This is a genomic window from Bacillus sp. WC2503, from assembly GCF_052682895.1.
This window is the reverse complement of the sequence record NZ_JBQYMD010000002.1, coordinates 159389-175192: the sequence shown is the minus strand read 5'-3', so window position 1 is coordinate 175192 and position 15804 is coordinate 159389. Positions and strand designations below refer to the sequence as shown.

8 protein-coding genes and 3 pseudogenes are annotated in these 15804 nt (G+C 33.7%); 6 read left to right on the top strand and 5 right to left on the bottom strand.

Going from position 1 to position 15804, the window contains the following annotated elements:
* A complete protein-coding gene (locus tag ACUN26_RS28135; RefSeq protein ID WP_000832867.1) occupies nucleotides 1–1080 on the top strand; it encodes a Ger(x)C family spore germination protein in 1080 nt (359 codons plus the stop codon).
* A gap of 283 nt (nucleotides 1081–1363) precedes the next feature.
* Here ACUN26_RS28135 and ACUN26_RS28130 read toward each other — a convergent pair whose 3' ends face one another.
* Nucleotides 1364–2314 carry a nucleoside hydrolase gene (locus ACUN26_RS28130; RefSeq protein ID WP_001170301.1) on the bottom strand — a complete coding sequence of 317 codons (951 nt, stop codon included), beginning with the start codon at nucleotides 2312–2314 and terminating at the stop codon, nucleotides 1364–1366.
* 855 nt (nucleotides 2315–3169) lie between these two features.
* On the opposite strand from ACUN26_RS28130, the gene ACUN26_RS28125 reads away from it, so the two are divergent.
* Both ACUN26_RS28125 and ACUN26_RS28120 read left to right on the top strand, forming a co-directional pair.
* Nucleotides 3170–4054 carry an Rpn family recombination-promoting nuclease/putative transposase gene (locus tag ACUN26_RS28125; protein WP_000071782.1) on the top strand — a complete coding sequence of 295 codons (885 nt, stop codon included), beginning with the start codon at nucleotides 3170–3172 and terminating at the stop codon, nucleotides 4052–4054.
* Between the two features lie 103 nt (nucleotides 4055–4157).
* Nucleotides 4158–4820 (top strand): annotated as a pseudogene (locus tag ACUN26_RS28120) (IS4 family transposase); the annotation flags it as partial.
* A gap of 555 nt (nucleotides 4821–5375) precedes the next feature.
* Here the strand turns inward: ACUN26_RS28120 and ACUN26_RS28115 are convergent.
* Nucleotides 5376–5576, bottom strand: a complete 201-nt coding sequence (locus ACUN26_RS28115) for a DUF1657 domain-containing protein (protein ID WP_000218930.1) — start codon at nucleotides 5574–5576, stop codon at nucleotides 5376–5378.
* Nucleotides 5577–5714: 138 nt separating this feature from the next.
* Here ACUN26_RS28115 and ACUN26_RS28110 point away from each other — a divergent pair, with 138 nt between their 5' ends.
* Both ACUN26_RS28110 and ACUN26_RS28105 read left to right on the top strand, forming a co-directional pair.
* The gene (locus tag ACUN26_RS28110; RefSeq protein WP_241753813.1) at nucleotides 5715–7010 is read left to right on the top strand and encodes a phospholipase D-like domain-containing protein; all 1296 of its coding nucleotides are present in this window, start codon (nucleotides 5715–5717) and stop codon (nucleotides 7008–7010) included.
* 1212 nt (nucleotides 7011–8222) lie between these two features.
* The gene (locus ACUN26_RS28105; RefSeq protein ID WP_000941128.1) at nucleotides 8223–11417 is read left to right on the top strand and encodes an immunoglobulin-like domain-containing protein; all 3195 of its coding nucleotides are present in this window, start codon (nucleotides 8223–8225) and stop codon (nucleotides 11415–11417) included.
* Between the two features lie 238 nt (nucleotides 11418–11655).
* Here the strand turns inward: ACUN26_RS28105 and ACUN26_RS28100 are convergent, their stop codons facing one another.
* Both ACUN26_RS28100 and ACUN26_RS28095 read right to left on the bottom strand, forming a co-directional pair.
* A complete protein-coding gene (locus ACUN26_RS28100) occupies nucleotides 11656–13041 on the bottom strand; it encodes an MFS transporter (RefSeq protein ID WP_000104322.1) in 1386 nt (461 codons plus the stop codon).
* A 514-nt stretch (nucleotides 13042–13555) separates the two neighbouring features.
* Nucleotides 13556–13798 (bottom strand): annotated as a pseudogene (locus ACUN26_RS28095) (IS4 family transposase); the annotation flags it as partial.
* On the opposite strand from ACUN26_RS28095, the pseudogene ACUN26_RS28090 reads away from it, so the two are divergent.
* A pseudogene (locus tag ACUN26_RS28090) lies at nucleotides 13790–14296 on the top strand (Rpn family recombination-promoting nuclease/putative transposase); the annotation flags it as partial. The pseudogenes ACUN26_RS28095 and ACUN26_RS28090 overlap by 9 nt on opposite strands.
* A gap of 109 nt (nucleotides 14297–14405) precedes the next feature.
* Here ACUN26_RS28090 and ACUN26_RS28085 read toward each other — a convergent pair.
* A complete protein-coding gene (locus tag ACUN26_RS28085) occupies nucleotides 14406–15566 on the bottom strand; it encodes a tyrosine-type recombinase/integrase (protein ID WP_000151323.1) in 1161 nt (386 codons plus the stop codon).
* Nucleotides 15567–15804: the final 238 nt, after the last annotated feature.

Below are 15804 nucleotides of genomic sequence, written 5' to 3'. Positions count from 1 at the left end.
ATGAAGCGATGGATACTTTTCCTTATATTAAGTGTCTTCTCAATAGGTTGTGCTAAAACGAAAATCGTGGATGACATTGATTTAGTTCAAGTTGCGGCATATGATACTGAAGCAGAAGGTAAGCTAAAAGGAACCTTTGCGATTGCAGCTTATAAAGGAGGCGGGGAAGGTGAAACGAAAATCTATTCAGCATCAGGCCAGACTGGTAGAGAAGTTCTTGCAAGAGCATCCGAAAAATCTTCTGGACCTCTAGAGTTAGGTCAATTGCGTGTTATTATATTTAATGAAAAAATAATTGAAAAGGGAATGCAGGAAATTTTAGAGACTTTGAACCGAAATCCCAGTGTAGGAAATGCAATTTATTTAGCAATTACAAATGTAAAAGGTGAATCACTATTAAAGGGGAACTATTCTAAAGAAAAAGAAATTGCTTCCTATCTATCTTCTTTACTGGAGCAAAATATGGACAATGGAACGCAACCAAAAACAAATTTTTTTATGTTTTTAAACCAACTTGATGATGATGCGAGAGATTCATATTTACCGATGATATCTAAAAAAGATAACGTGTTGGAGTTAAATGGAATAGCACTTTTTAAAAGATGTAAAATGGTTGATACAGTGAAACCTAAAGATTTATTTGTATTTAAATTGTTGACAGATACTTTTAAACAAGGCACATACCAATTCAAACTACCTGGTTCTTCAAATACTTACGCCACGATAGAGAATATAAAGGCTAGAACAAAATATAAGATGGAGGGGAATAGCAAGCATCCATTCGTAAATGCTCATATTCAAGTTAAAGCTGAAATTCAAGAATTTACAAAAACAAAAAATCTAGATAATCCTAAAGAAATAAAAAAATTAGAAAAAATTATGGAAACAGAAATAGAAAAAAAAGCAACTACATTGATAAAGAGATTTATTAAAAAAGGCACAGATCCTATAGGACTTAGAAAACTTGGTAGAACTCACGTAAGAAAATGGAACAGTCAAGAATGGGAAGAATCCTATAAACATTTACATTTTCGTGTAACAGCTGATGTAAAGGTAACCCAATCTGGTGTTACAGAATAAATAAATCAAATAAGATATGGAAAATTTCAATAAAAAACATGGTCTCGCAGGAGATTAGGGAGAGAGAAACTAGTAACAAAGCATCTCATAAACATCAAGATGCTTTGTTACTAGTTTTTATTTATGAATTTTTACATGGTATTTTTCTAATATAAGTACAGCCAACATTTCGGAATTTTTGTATGCTAAGCGAATTTTAACCTAAAAAATTCGAATTCCTGTACGTTAAGTGAAGTGACTTTTCATTCACATAATCTGTATTATTTGAAGTTAATAAAGTATGTTACACTCTTTTCTTTAAGAATGTTTCCATAATATCCTTCTGGAATCTTTCATAATCAAACTGAAAAGCTACATTATGTGTTTTATAGCCTGGATTAGTAACAAAACGAAAGTCTGCAATGCTTTGACCAAATCCTTCTCCTTGATCAGGAATAACTTTAATGGGTACTCTTGAAAGGCTAACAGCCTCTTGATTCAGCAAATACCACACTGTTACAAAATCATGCATAGGGCTTCCGCTTATACCAGGATTAGACTTGGAGTAGAAATTATAATAATAGTCTAACATAGGTTTGATGATGAGTCCTGCAAGATCCTGTGTATCCCGATGAAATGCATCGATTTGCTGGACCATTTCGGGTGTAACAATCGCATGTTGAGTTACATTTAATGGGATAATTGTTAAGTTCTTCGCATGCTGCAGAATTAAATTTGCTGCATAAGGATCTGCGTAAAAGTTAGCTTCAGCCACGGCAGTCACGTTACCTGGATAGAAAAAAGCTCCGCCCATGCAAATGCATTCTCTTACGTTACGCATTGTTTCTAAATTCAATACAAAGGTCGTAGCTAGCGAAGAAAGTCTTCCCAAATTGATAATTGTAAGGTCTTCTAAATTTGAATGTATAATTTGATAAATATCATTTAAAGGATAAACTGGATAAGAAATTTCAGGGGGAATGATAGGTCCTAATCCGACTTTTCCATGTACCTCAGGGAAATAGTGAACCAATATACCTGTCAACGGTACAGAAGCACCAAGGAATACAGGTATCTCTTTTTTTCCCGCTATGTACTTCAAATAGTTAATATTTCTTATTACATTTTCTCTTGATACATTTCCATAATCGGCTACAATCCCTACAAGTTGAATATCTTTACGAAAAAAAGTGTACAGCATAGCAAATGCATCATCAATTCCCAAATCTGTAAACAGAAGAACCTTTTTTTGCATATGTCTTCCTCCAAAATTTATAGAATCCTACTTTCACTAATGATGTAGTGATTAGACTAAACTTGTACGTATATATTTTATGTATTCCTAAAGAGTGGATTCTATTCATTTGAAGTAGCTTTACTCATCTAAATTTGATATTATGTTCAATCGCAAAATACATAAGGGGGATTAAGACTCGTTGTTATTGAGGAGTATACACCGGATTGGGCACTACAATTTAAAGAAGAACAAAAGTAGAAAACTGCATAATCCTTAAAAATACAACTTATCAAGGTTAGTTGCGGTTTTGAACTACTCACCACTTAACGTCCTTACGGACTGTTTGAAGTGTGAGATTCCTGCGAACACCGATGTATCCACCGGTTATCTTAGCAGGCTCTACCCGTAGTCCCTACGGTGGGAACATAAGTATCTTGTACGTTGACTCACCACACTCCCTACTTTAGCTTGGTTTTCGCAACTTCGGCAAGCGTGGGGCGATAGAACGTTGAAGATTTTACGGTTGCAACGTTTTTCTGCAACCAACCTCATATCTTCAGTTTTCGAAGAGCAATCTGTACAAGTATATGGTAGCAAATATGTTGGCTTATGCCAACCGACATTCATGTCCCACCTAAAATTGGTGTTTCACACCTTCACATTTTTGAGGAAGGAGTTTTCTGTCGGAAAACGATAAATTCCTTAGCGTACCATTTTCTCAAAATGATATGGTGATCCCAAATCATCTTCGAGAATCTATCGTGTAGATCTGTATGCATCCTCTATATAAATCATAAGGATTGTTTGCATGTTGGCTTTAGTTTTATGTACAATAAAGGGAAAGATATAGTCTGAAACAGGAAGAGGAGAATCATGTCCAATTCATTAGTAAATTTACGTATCGATTTTGCATTTAAGCAGTTATTTGGCACAAATGGGAATGAAGATATTTTAGTTGCTTTTTTAAATGCCATATTAAAAGATTCTTTAGAATCACCTATTGTTTCCCTGCAATTAGAAGATCCACATTTGCATCGAGAATATGAAGAAGATAAATTATCCATTTTAGATATTTCAACTACATTAAATACAGGAACAAAGGTAAATGTAGAAATACAATTGAATAACAATCACGATATGATCAAACGAAGCTTGTATTATTGGGGAAGGCTATACACCTCTCAATTGCAAAAAGGAATGCCTTATAGCTCACTTCATAAAACGATTACCATTAACTTGTTAAACTTTGTGATGTTTCCAGAATATGAAGCATTTCATACAACAGGAATCCTTTGGAATCAGCAACAACAAAAGCTATTAAGTGACGATATAGAAGTTCATATTGTAGAGATTCCAAAGTTACTACAGCAATGGCGCGAAGAGAAAGTTAATCCGTGGGAAGATTCTTTTGTTCGTTGGTTATTATTATTACCAGCGAATGAAGATGAGTATCTCACACAAACATTGGAGGACATTGCCATGAACCAAGATCCGATTTTACAAAAAGCAATAAATAAGTGGGAACATATGAGTCAAGATTCTTCTTTCCGTCAAGCATATGAAGCAAGAGAAAAAGCCTTAATGGATGAGGCTGCAAAGTTTGCTCATGCTCGTAATGAGGGAAAAAAAGAAGGAATTCAGCAAGGGAAAATACAGATGATCAAAGGTATGCATGAACTTGGTGTCCCACTTGAAACAATTGCTAAAGCCAGTAAATTAGACATACATGAGGTTGAACGTATTTTAAAACAAAAATAAACAGTAACAAAAAAGAACCTATTAGTCGGGTTCTTTTTTTGAGCTATTTTTCAAATAGAGGTAACAATTGAATTTTTTACAGCTATTACTGTAGCCGTATAATATGAACTCTCTTCAACCAGGACAAACATGTGAAATATCCAACGCTTATGTAGGAATGACTGATAAAGTACCAACCCGTGTGATTGTTCATCGACTAACCAAAGAACAACAACAAAAACGATTACAAGATCAAACTGTAAGAGAAAAAAAGAAAGGAATGAAGTATTCTACTCGTAGTAAACGACTCAGTGGCATCAATGTATATATGACAAACACACCTACAGATATTGTCCCGATGGGACAAGTACATGATTGGTATTCTTTACGCTGGCAAATCGAAATTTTATTTAAAACGTGGAAGTCATTCTTTCAAATTCATCAGTGTAAAAAGATAAAACCAGAAAGATGGGAGTGCCATTTGTATGGACAATTGATTGCCATTCTACTCTGTTCTTCTATCATGTTTCAAATGCGTCAATTACTTCTTATGAAAAAGAAACGAGAACTGAGTGAGTATAAGGCTATATATATGATTAGAGATTATTTTCTTCTTCTTTTCCAAGCTATACAGAAAGACACCCAAGGACTATCAAAGGTTCTATATCGCCTATTCAATCTTCTACAGCAAAACGGGCGAAAATCTCATCGATATGAGAAGAAAACAGTCTTTGATATATTAGGTGTCGTTTACAATTGTACCATGTCTGATAATCAAGCGGCTTAATTCAAAAAAGGAAACCCGTTAGGGTTTATTTCGTATGCAAATCTTTAAAGCACCTACATATAGACTTTCGAAAAAAAGAAACAATCGCGCTTATCATTGACGTTACATGAGCTTAGCTTGATAGCGATGGGGCACCGCCACATCACCATCAAGCTAAGTTTTTGATATACCCCCTAAATAAAATTTTTCTTTTTTACAGGTAATTTCTTTGAAAGGTCAGCTTATTTTTTTTAGTTAATGAGATATGTGGTGGTATCTTGCTATTTAGATATACAATTAGGCATTTTTTATTTACTTTAATTTCTTCTATAAAATAAATAGTGGGAATGATTAATGAAGAAACAGTCTCAATTTAAGGATTTTATAACAAACATAACACGAAAAATGTACATCTCCAGACGAAGATGTACATTTTTTTGTTTTGGGACATTTGTTTCTCTAATCTTAATAGTGATACGGTGAGACCTATTAATTGTAATCATCATTTTGATAATTGTTATTTAATCTCAGCACGCTTCCATATGAACGAGATTGTACGTGAAAGGTGTTATGTTTTTACTTGTACTGAGGCTCTTCCTGTTCAATTTGCTCAAGTCGAGGATTTAAAGATTCAATAATTTCTTGAGTTTGTTGTGCTGCACCTATATATAATTGTTTTGCTTGCTTGTTATCAGTATCAAGAACAAAGCCTTCTAGGCATGCTTGAGCACTCTTTAATCCAGCAATAGTTTGTTTAAGTTTAGTACTTACTGTCATGTAATATTCCTCCTTGTAAATGTACTTCAAAATATAGAATGCCTACTTTGTTACCATAGTAAGATTTCCAATTTAAGGGTTATGCGAATGAGGCATTTTATAGTTAATCATTCAAAGGAGGATTTTTTTAGCTTATAGATGCATGGAATAGTTTTGTCTCAATTACAAAAACTAACAGAAATAAGACGATCATATATAAAGGAGATTAAAAATGCTGAAAAAGATAGGGAAAATTTTTCGAGTGCTCCTCTTTTTATTTATCGGTGGATGTTCTGCTTTGTTTGGGGTGAAATTGACAGAACAATAGCCGAAAAAAGTGGGCAATTTGGCCAGCAACCTAGTCAATACCCTATTCGTCAAAGTGATATTACTATGTATACAGATGGAAAGCAGTTAAACCATCAATTATTCTCAGATATAGAGAAGGCAAAGCACTACGTACATATTAACTTTTTTTCTATTGCTGATGATAAAGTAAGTCATCAGTTTCTAGAGCTGTTGCGGAAGAAAAGTCAAGAAGGTGTAGAAGTATACTATGCATTGGACAGGTTAGGTGGAATTTTATTAAAGAAAAAGGAAAGAGAATTATTAGTTAAAAAAGGAGTTCATTTTACATATTACAATAAACCTGCTTTCCCTTATCTTTTTTCTTCTTTGGATCACCGGAATCATCGTCGTATTTCAGTTATTGATGGAAAGATTGGGTACATTGGCGGATTCAACATCGGAAAGAAGTATTTGGGAGAAAAAGAAAAACTTGGTTATTGGAGAGATTATCATCTTCAAATACGAGGAGAAGGAGTTCAAGATTTAGAACACCAATTTGTATTAGACTGGAAGAAAAATTCAGAGAAACCGATTCCTATACACAATGCGGTAAAGGAAAAGGGAGCAATCTCGCATCGATTTACTGCATATTATAGCGGAGAAAAACTTGGGCAAGATTATGCAATGCTGTTTCAACAAGCAAAAGAATCCATTATTATATTAACTCCTTATTTTATACCAAAAGACAAAACCATTTGGAAGGCATTAGTAGATGCAAGAAAGAGGGGAGTCCATGTCAAAATTCTGTTCTCACCTCATTCAGATGCACTGTTAGTTAAAGAAGCAGCGTATCCATATATCCGAAAAGCATTAACACAAGGAATAGAGGTATATGGTTATAAAAATGGGGTGTTACACGGTAAAGTATTTTTGATTGATAAAAAAGTATTGATGGTTGGGACCGTGAATTTTGATTCGCGCTCATTTCATTTAAATGAAGAAATGAACTGTTATATCCAAGATCCTATCTATATTTCGAAAATAAAGCCAGTCATTGATGAAGACTTACAAAATTCAAAGAGGGTAACATCCTCTGACGTCAATCAATTATCTATAAAAGAAAAAATGAAAGAAAAGGTTGCCAAAATATTTGAGTATTATTTGTAAAAACAAAGAATTTTTATATTAAGGAATAGTAAAATGATAGGTGGCTCGCCGCATGCCTATCATTTTAAGATTTTGAAGTTTCACATAAATGTGCCCCTGAAAAAGATGTCAGCTATCAATGCTCAGTTGATAAGCATGAATATAAGTGCGCTCAAATTAATAATAGAAAAAGTGTATCAGCAGTAGAAATGGATAGATATTTCCATCAAATGATCAATCAAGATGTTTTCAATTTGAAAGGGAATAAATAGAGGCGTTTTTGGTGCAAGAAATTGATGAGATTTGAACATATTTGTATGTTGTCACCTTCGACAGAGACAAATTGACTGATATCAGAGGAATTCTTACTAACATTGTTTCAATATATTGCATTCTTTTTCACAATAGCCACTTTGAGGAGGACTTCCTAGCATTTACATACTCATAAGTTTGTTGAAAATAGCAGACAAAAATAATCAATCTTTTTTATAAAAGGATGTATCAATTGAATATAGAAAAAGCGTGTTTTGATCAAAATTTTTTCAAGACACACTTTTTCTATTTGTTCTTTTATCAAGGTTTATTAAGTTAAATTAATTAAACTTTATTCAAAAACTACAGCTTGAACTACTCACCACTTAACGTCCTTACGGACTGTTTGAAGTGGAGATTCCTGTGAACACCGATGTATCCACCGGTTATCTTAGCAGGCTCTACCCGTAGTCCCTACGGTGAAAACATAAGTATCTTGTACGTTGACTCACACACTACCTACTTTAGCTTGGTTCTCGCAACTTCGGCAAGCGTGGGGCGATAGAACGTTGAAGATTTTACAGTTGCAACGTTTTTCTGCAACCAACCTCATATCTTCAGTTTTCGAAGAGCAATCTGTACAAGTAAATGATAGCAAACAGGTTGGCTTATGCCAACCGACATTCATCTCCCACCTAAAATTGGTGCTTTACCCCTTCACATTTTTGAGGAAGGAGTCTTCTGTCGGAAAACGATAAAATGTACAACCGTTTATTAGATTGATTTAATCTTTAAAAAACTTTGCAACAGAACTTGAATTAATATTATAGTTCATCTTCTTCCGCTTTTTTACTTTTTTACTATTATATTTATATTAAGAAAATCAATAAACATTATAAATATAAGATTTAATAAAACCTGTAAAACTATCGGTAGAATATGTTATTCTATGAACCTATTATATAAAAAAGGGGATTTAAAATGTTGCAAAATCCATTAAAAGTAATTGCAAGTTCTGTTATTTTGACAACAACTTTAGTAACACCTGTCATGACGAATAGTATGACTATTCATGCTGAAACACAAGAACAATCGATTGAAAACCAAGTACCTGCTGAACGAATTTTCCATGTTATTGGCAAGGGTGATGTAAATCAAATTAAAGATAAGGAAAGACGCCAATTTAGTTTCAGTCCATATGAACCAACAGGGTTATATGCAGGTCCGAATGAAAAAATAACAATTAAAGTAGAAGGGACACAAAATATAAAAGCGTATATAGGAACGTACTCATACGATGGTGCATGGAATCAAGATAACCTCGTAAAATCATTTACTTTAAATCCAGGAGAAAATACAATCGAGTCACCAAACGGTGGAATGATTTATTTTTATAATCAACAAAACGGTGGATCAGTACAAGCTGAGGTTAAAACAGGCGGAGTACCTGTACCTTTTTTTGAATTAGGTAAGCATACAAAACAAGATTTAATCAATATGCTAGATACATATCCTAATGCTCATGCGGTTGAATTAAAAGGAGAACGCTCATTAATAACGGCAAGCCCTGAACGAGTGAAAAAATATTTAATTGGTTCGAATACAGATCCTGTCGAACTATTAAAGAAAATAGATGAATCGATTAGGCTTGAAGATCGTGTTGCAGGTTTATCAGAAGAAGAAGCTGATAAGCATTACGTTCATTTTGTAGAAGACAATCATTCTTCATATTATATGTACGCATACACTTATAGAACAGCGTATGTTAAAGATGCAATACAAGTTGTTTTAGATATAAATCAGTTTACAAAAGACGGTTGGGGTCCTTGGCATGAAATGGGACATCAAAGACAACCAAATCCTTGGACGTGGAATGGCTTAGGCGAAGTAACGAATAACATTTATAGTATGTCTGTCCAACGTGCTTATGGACTGCCATCGAGATTAGAAAAGGATGGAGTATATCAAAAAGCATTTACTTATTTAAATAAGCCCCAATCCGAAAAAGACTATAATAAAATTGATGATGTTTTTGTGAAATTGGTTATGTTTTGGCAATTAGACTTAGCTTTTAGAGAAGAATTTTATCCAAAATTACATCAATTATACCGTGCAATCCCGAAAGAAGAACTTCCTAAAACCAATGACGAGAAAATACAAAATTTCATTTATAACACTTCTAAGGTTGCACAGAAAAATTTACTTCCATTTTTCGATCAATGGGGGCTAATCGCTACGCCAGAAATAAGACAAAAAATAGAATCTTTGAACTATCCAATTCTAACTGCTCCTATTTGGGAAGCAACTGATTCTAAACCTGTGATTGTAGAAGAAAACGGAGAAACTCAAGATACGGAACCGAAATTAACGGTACCTGATGGAGCAACAATGAATGTAGGCGATTCATTCAATCCAATGGCAGGAGTATCCGCTACAGATAAAGAAGACGGAGACCTTACTGATAAAGTAACAGTTGAAGGTAAAGTAGATACGTCTAAAGCAGGTAATTACGAGTTAACTTACACAGTTAAAGACTCTAAAGATCAGAAAGTAACTGCGAAACAAACAGTAACGGTTAAAAAGAAAGAAGAAACAAAAGATGAGGCACCCGAACTAAAAGTACCTTCAGAAACTACAATTATTGAAGGAGATCAATTCGATCCAATGGCAGGAGTATCCGCTATTGATAAAGAAGATGGTGACATTACACCGGAAGTAAAATATGAAGGTGATGTAGATACAAATACACCTGGCACTTACATGATTAAATACACTGTTAAAGATTCTGCAGGTCATTTGGCAACTCAAACACAAACTATAACAGTTAAAGAAAAACCTGCCGAAGACCAAGAGCCAGAGTTAACAGTACAGGAGGAAACAGTATTAACAGTTGGAGATAGATTCGACCCAATGAGTGGGGTTAAAGCTATCGATAAAGAAGATGGTGATATCACTTCTAAAGTAACATATAGCGGAGACCAAGGTACTGATAAAGATGGTACTTATAAAATCAAGTATGTTGTAGAGGATTCTAAAGGTCATCGAGTAATTAAATTACGTACTGTAATTGTTAAAACGGCAGGAAAACCTTCGGAAAACCAAGCTCCATTGTTAAAAGTACCATTTACAACTACGTTACATATAGGGGATACGTTTGACCCAATGACAGGAGTATCGGCGTCAGATAAAGAAGAGGGCAATTTAACAGAAAAAGTCAAGCATAAAGGCAATGTAGATACGGCTAAACCGGGTAAATACATTGTAGAGTATTGGGTTGTCGATTCTCAAGAGGTTAATGCAACAGCTACACAGACTGTAATTGTAGAAGAAAACAGAGAAACTCCAGATATGGAACCGAAATTAACAGTACCTGGTGGAGAAACAATGAATGTAGGCGGTTCATTCGACCCAGTGACAGGAGTATCCGCTACTGATAAAGAAGACGGCGACCTTACTGATAAAGTAACAGTTGAAGGTAAAGTGGATACTATTAAACCGGGTACATATGTTTTAACTTACACAGTTAAAGATTCTAAAGGTCATAAAGCAACTGCGGAACAAACGGTAACGGTTAAAGAGACAGAAGAGTTAAAAGATGAAGCACCAGTATTAACTGTACCCGCTGAAGTGAATATGAATGTAGGCGATTCATTCGATCCAATGTCTGGGGTTAAAGCTATTGATAAAGAAGACGGCGATCTTACTAAAAAAGTAGTACATTTTGGTGAAGTAGATACATCTAAAGCTGGTACTTACGAAGTAAAATTCCTTGTTCGTGACTCAGGCGGTAATGAAGCAATTATGACACAAAAGGTGGTTGTGAAAGATAAGGACAATGGTAACGGTTCTGATAACGCAAATAATGGTTTAGGCAACAATAACGATTCTGATAATGGCAATAACAATACTAACAACGGTAATGGTTCTGATAATAATAACACCAACAATGGTAATAGCCTTGATAATGGCAGTAATGGTACTAACAACAGCAATAGCACTGATACTGATAACAATAATATCTCAAACATTAGTACTTCCGATAAAAAAGAAGATACATATAAAGAGCTTCCAAAAACGGGTACAAGTACAAATAACAGTGCAGCAATGGGTATATTGATGGTTCTTGCAGGTATGGTACTTACTATTGGTCGCAAATTTAGAAAGGTATTAAAATAATAGCAACTTATTGCATTTTATTGTATTGTTGCAGTGAATTAAAAAGCACCTTCAAATATTGAAGGTGTCTTTTTATGTAAGCGTGAAACATTCCTCCTACTATTTGTAAATAATCCCTGAGATAATCTCCTTACATACTACATGTGAAGATTTATTTAAAAAAAGCCAAAATCTTACCATAAAAAAAGAACCCTAATCTTAGGGTTCTAACATAAATAATTTAAAGTTTTTTGTAAACCTACTTTGTCGCTTTTCGTCCTACTAATATCCAATACAGCGATAAGCTGAAAAAGACAATCAGTACGAGAATGAATAGGATATTACTAAACATGGAAGCATCCGCATTGTTCATTCCTAGGAAGCTTTTTTTCATTGTGGAATGGTCCATCATCGCAGCTGTGTAGGCAATTCCGATTGACATCGCGACATTCAGTGTTAAGTTATAAAATCCGATTGATGTTCCGGTTTTTTCTTTCTCGATTGTACAAATGCAAGAATTAAGTAATGGTGCATACATGAATGCAAATGAACTGGAAAATAAAACCATAGATATTACGAATACAACAACAGAAGTTTTGATAAAGAATCCACCTAATAGCAAGCTGATCATAATGCTACACATAGCGAGTGTAATACATTGCTTGCTTCCCATAACCTTCGCAATTTTTCCGGAAAGAGCCCCAACTATAGTCGCTGCTATATAACCTGGAATCAATAAAAGTGAAATCGTATCTAGCTTAAAACCATAAATCTTTTCAAGCAAGAATGGAAATAGGAAAATATATGCTAGTTGTACAGAGTAAATGATAAACGCAACACCAAGTAATGAGATAAACTGCTTATTTTGGAAGAATGAGATGCCAATAAAAGCTGTTGATTTCTTACTGATATATGTAAGGAACAAGGTAATTGCAACAATAAATAAAATCAGGTAAAGCCAATTGAAATCTGTAATATATAATAGTAGGGAAGCTGAAATAATTCCAACTAGAAATAATCCTAATACATCCACATTACTATTTTTCGCTTCCTCCTTAGGGAAATATTTTAAAATAAAAGGAAGAGTGAAAAGTGTTACTAAAGATAGTAAAAATAGGTTTGTCCAATGGAAATATGTTGAAACATAACCTCCAGTTAATGCACCAATAAGCTGTGAAAGAGCAAAACTACTTGTACTAAATCCTAAAAATTTCTTTTGCTCCTCTATAGGTAAATGTTTTGTGACAAATATGACATATAACGTTTCAGCTGATGCTAAACCCGAAGTTTGGATAATTCGTGAGATAACAACTAGTAAAAACGAGTGTTGAAAAATATATCCCATGACTGAACCGACACAGATTAAAATGATCCCAATGCTAAGAAGTTTTCTAATACTAACAGAATCCGCTAAAGCTGCGTAAACGACAGCTCCAATTCCAATCACAAGGCCAGCTAATGTTGCTTGCCAGCTAACTGTTGTCGCTGAAATTTGAAAATCCTTTGCCATATCAACAGAAATAATCTTAAATGAATTTTCAATTACCAAACATAATAGAAATAACAGTAAGGTAACAGGGACTGCTTTCTTGGCACTATATTTCTGAGTTTTCGTCATGCTTACATCTGAATTTATTGTAGACATAGTGATATTTCTCTCCTTTTGTAATTCAGGAAATCGTCTTCCTGAATCATAATTGTCTAACTATTAATTGATGATTGGATGGCACCAGTAGTTTCTACGCCATTTGTCTCATATGCGAAATATCCTTGTGCTCAGTTGTACCTATAGTTATATTTTTCTTTTATGTTATTTAAAAAAGGGAACTTTTTCATAAATGATTGAAAGTAAATTAATAATGCTTTCATAATTGTGCATGATAACTTTTTACAATATCGTATAGTTGTCTAAAGAACCTGTATACTTCTAAAAATGACAAGGATACCACATACCTTGTTCGCATGATCTTTACAAGGTAGCATTCGCTTGAATAACGAAAAATATTTTATATTTTGACGAAACTTTCTATTAGGTGTACCGCCACATGCCCATCAAGCTAACCAAGTAAATTACTAAATACATAATGACCCTTGTTTCAAAACTAGCAAATGAAAAAAGTAGGCATGCTAAAAAAGCCTATTTAAACGCGATTTTTTCGCTAGGCAGCGTGTCTATGCTTCACCGTTGTTTTATACACAATCCCTAGAATATCAAAGACGGTCATCTTCTTATACCTATGACATTTACGACCGTTCTTTTTGAGCAACTTATAAAGGCGATGCAGAATTTTTAAAAGTTCTTCTGTGCCAACGGCTATCGCTTGAAACAGTAACGAAAAGTAATCTTTAATCATATAAATCGCTTTGTATTCACTTAGCTCTTTCTTTTTCTTTTCGAGCAATTTCATACAATAGGAATCCTTTGGAGTCAGCAGCAATAAAAGTTATTAAGTGACGATATAGAAGTTCATATTGTAGAGATTCCAAAGTTACTACAGCAATGGCGTGAAGAGAAAGTTAATCCGTGGGAAGACTCGTTTGTTCGTTGGTTATTATTATTACCAGCGAATGAAGATGAGCACCTCACACAAACATTGGAGGACATTGCCATGAATCAAGATCCGATTTTACAAAAAGCAATGAATAATTGGGAACGTATGAGCCAAGATTCTTCTTTCCGTCAAGCATATGAAGCAAGAGAAAAGGCCTTAATGGATGAGGCTGCAAAGTTTGCTCATGCTCGTAATGAGGGAAAAAAAGAAGGAATTCAAGAAGGGGTTCAGCAAGGAAAAATACAGATGATTAAAGGTATGCATGAACTTGGTGTCCCACTTGAAACAATTGCTAAAGCCAGTAAATTAGGCATAGGTGAGGTTAAACGTATTTTAGAACAAAAATAATCAGCAACCAAAAAAGAACCTATTAGTTGGGTTCTTTTTTTGGGGTGTGTACAAATAAACAACTTATAATACACAATATTTCTATTAATTAATGTGTATTTATTACACATTAAAATTCCTCTTCATTAATTAAATTACCTGCATCATTATCTTTCGTTAATCGTTGTTTCAAATAATTTTCTTTAGTCGTCCTATCATTTTTATGACCAACTGCGGCAGCGATTACATGAGGTGCGAGTCCTTTGTAATCATATAAATACTGTACATAAAAATGTCTAAAGAAGTGGGGGGTAATTCGTATATTCTCCGTAAAGGATAACTCGGTATCCTTTATAATCTTAGAAATATATTGTGATAAATAATTTTCCCTATAAGCAGTATGTTTTTTCGTTTGAAAAATAGTCCCACCATTTTTATTTCCTACATCTATAGGTAATCTCCTACGGATCCGAAATGAAATAATCCGATTAAAAATCTCTTTATTAATAGAAACAATCCGTTCATTATCTCCCTTTGTATCCACTGTTAAATAGTAACGTCCACGTAAATCGTCATATTCAAGATCTTCCCACATTGCATGGGCCACCTCTGCAACACGTAACCCTGTAGTAGCAAGGACTGACAATAACGCATAATTAATTTCATTATCCTTGTAGTAGTTTAGCAGCTGCTTTACTTCTTCATAGGATAACTCACGCTTAGGTTTATGTTGGTTATTCACCGTCGTACTTAAGATTTCTACATGAAGTGGCTCCTGGATAAATTGAATTTCATATAGCCATTTCAAATAGGAACGGATTACACCAAGTTTTCTACTAATTGTAGATGATTTGTATTTTTCTTTTGATTGATAAGAGATTGCCTCCTGGGATAGCCATTTTTGATAATTACGGATATGCCGTCTTCTTAAATTCCTCCAGACTTGTCCAACTTCAAAATCTGTTACATCTTTCTGCAAAAAATCCGTACTTTGTTTGACAAAGAAGTAAAACTGACTTAGATCACGTGCATATAGAGTTCTAGAAGCATCTTTGATACGTTTCTCTTGATCAAAATGTTTTTGCCGGTTCAAGTAGTAATATAATATCTCTTCATCAGAAAATCCCTCATATGTATATGTATCTTTTCTTTCATTATTTTCTTTTTTAAATTCAGCTTCAATTATATAATCACGATTCCATAATGCAATTATGTTTGTAAATTTTTGTTTTTGTTTCTCTATGTTTTCTAAAGAAGTTTCATTATGAATTGAATTTAATTCAATTGTCATTATCCCACAACTCCTTATTAATTACTTTTATATTTATTATTATAACTGAAAATAATTTAAAATTAATTACATAGTAAGATTAAATTTTATAAAAATGAAAAGTAATAGCAACCATAGAAAAACGCCCATTTTCTATGCTTATATTAATCTAACTTATATAACTGTTTTTGTTATTATTTTTAAATAAATATAAAAATTAATTTAATTAGTAAATATAAATCGTTTTTATTAAATTATG

Coding starts and splice junctions, on each gene's coding strand:
- ACUN26_RS28135 (WP_000832867.1), top strand. CDS start 1: ATGAAGCGATGGATACTTTTCCTTATATTAAGTGTCTTCTCAATAGGT.
- ACUN26_RS28130 (WP_001170301.1), bottom strand. CDS start 2,314: ATGCAAAAAAAGGTTCTTCTGTTTACAGATTTGGGAATTGATGATGCA.
- ACUN26_RS28125 (WP_000071782.1), top strand. CDS start 3,170: ATGTCCAATTCATTAGTAAATTTACGTATCGATTTTGCATTTAAGCAG.
- ACUN26_RS28115 (WP_000218930.1), bottom strand. CDS start 5,576: ATGACAGTAAGTACTAAACTTAAACAAACTATTGCTGGATTAAAGAGT.
- ACUN26_RS28110 (WP_241753813.1), top strand. CDS start 5,715: ATGCATGGAATAGTTTTGTCTCAATTACAAAAACTAACAGAAATAAGA.
- ACUN26_RS28105 (WP_000941128.1), top strand. CDS start 8,223: ATGTTGCAAAATCCATTAAAAGTAATTGCAAGTTCTGTTATTTTGACA.
- ACUN26_RS28100 (WP_000104322.1), bottom strand. CDS start 13,041: ATGTCTACAATAAATTCAGATGTAAGCATGACGAAAACTCAGAAATAT.
- ACUN26_RS28085 (WP_000151323.1), bottom strand. CDS start 15,566: ATGACAATTGAATTAAATTCAATTCATAATGAAACTTCTTTAGAAAAC.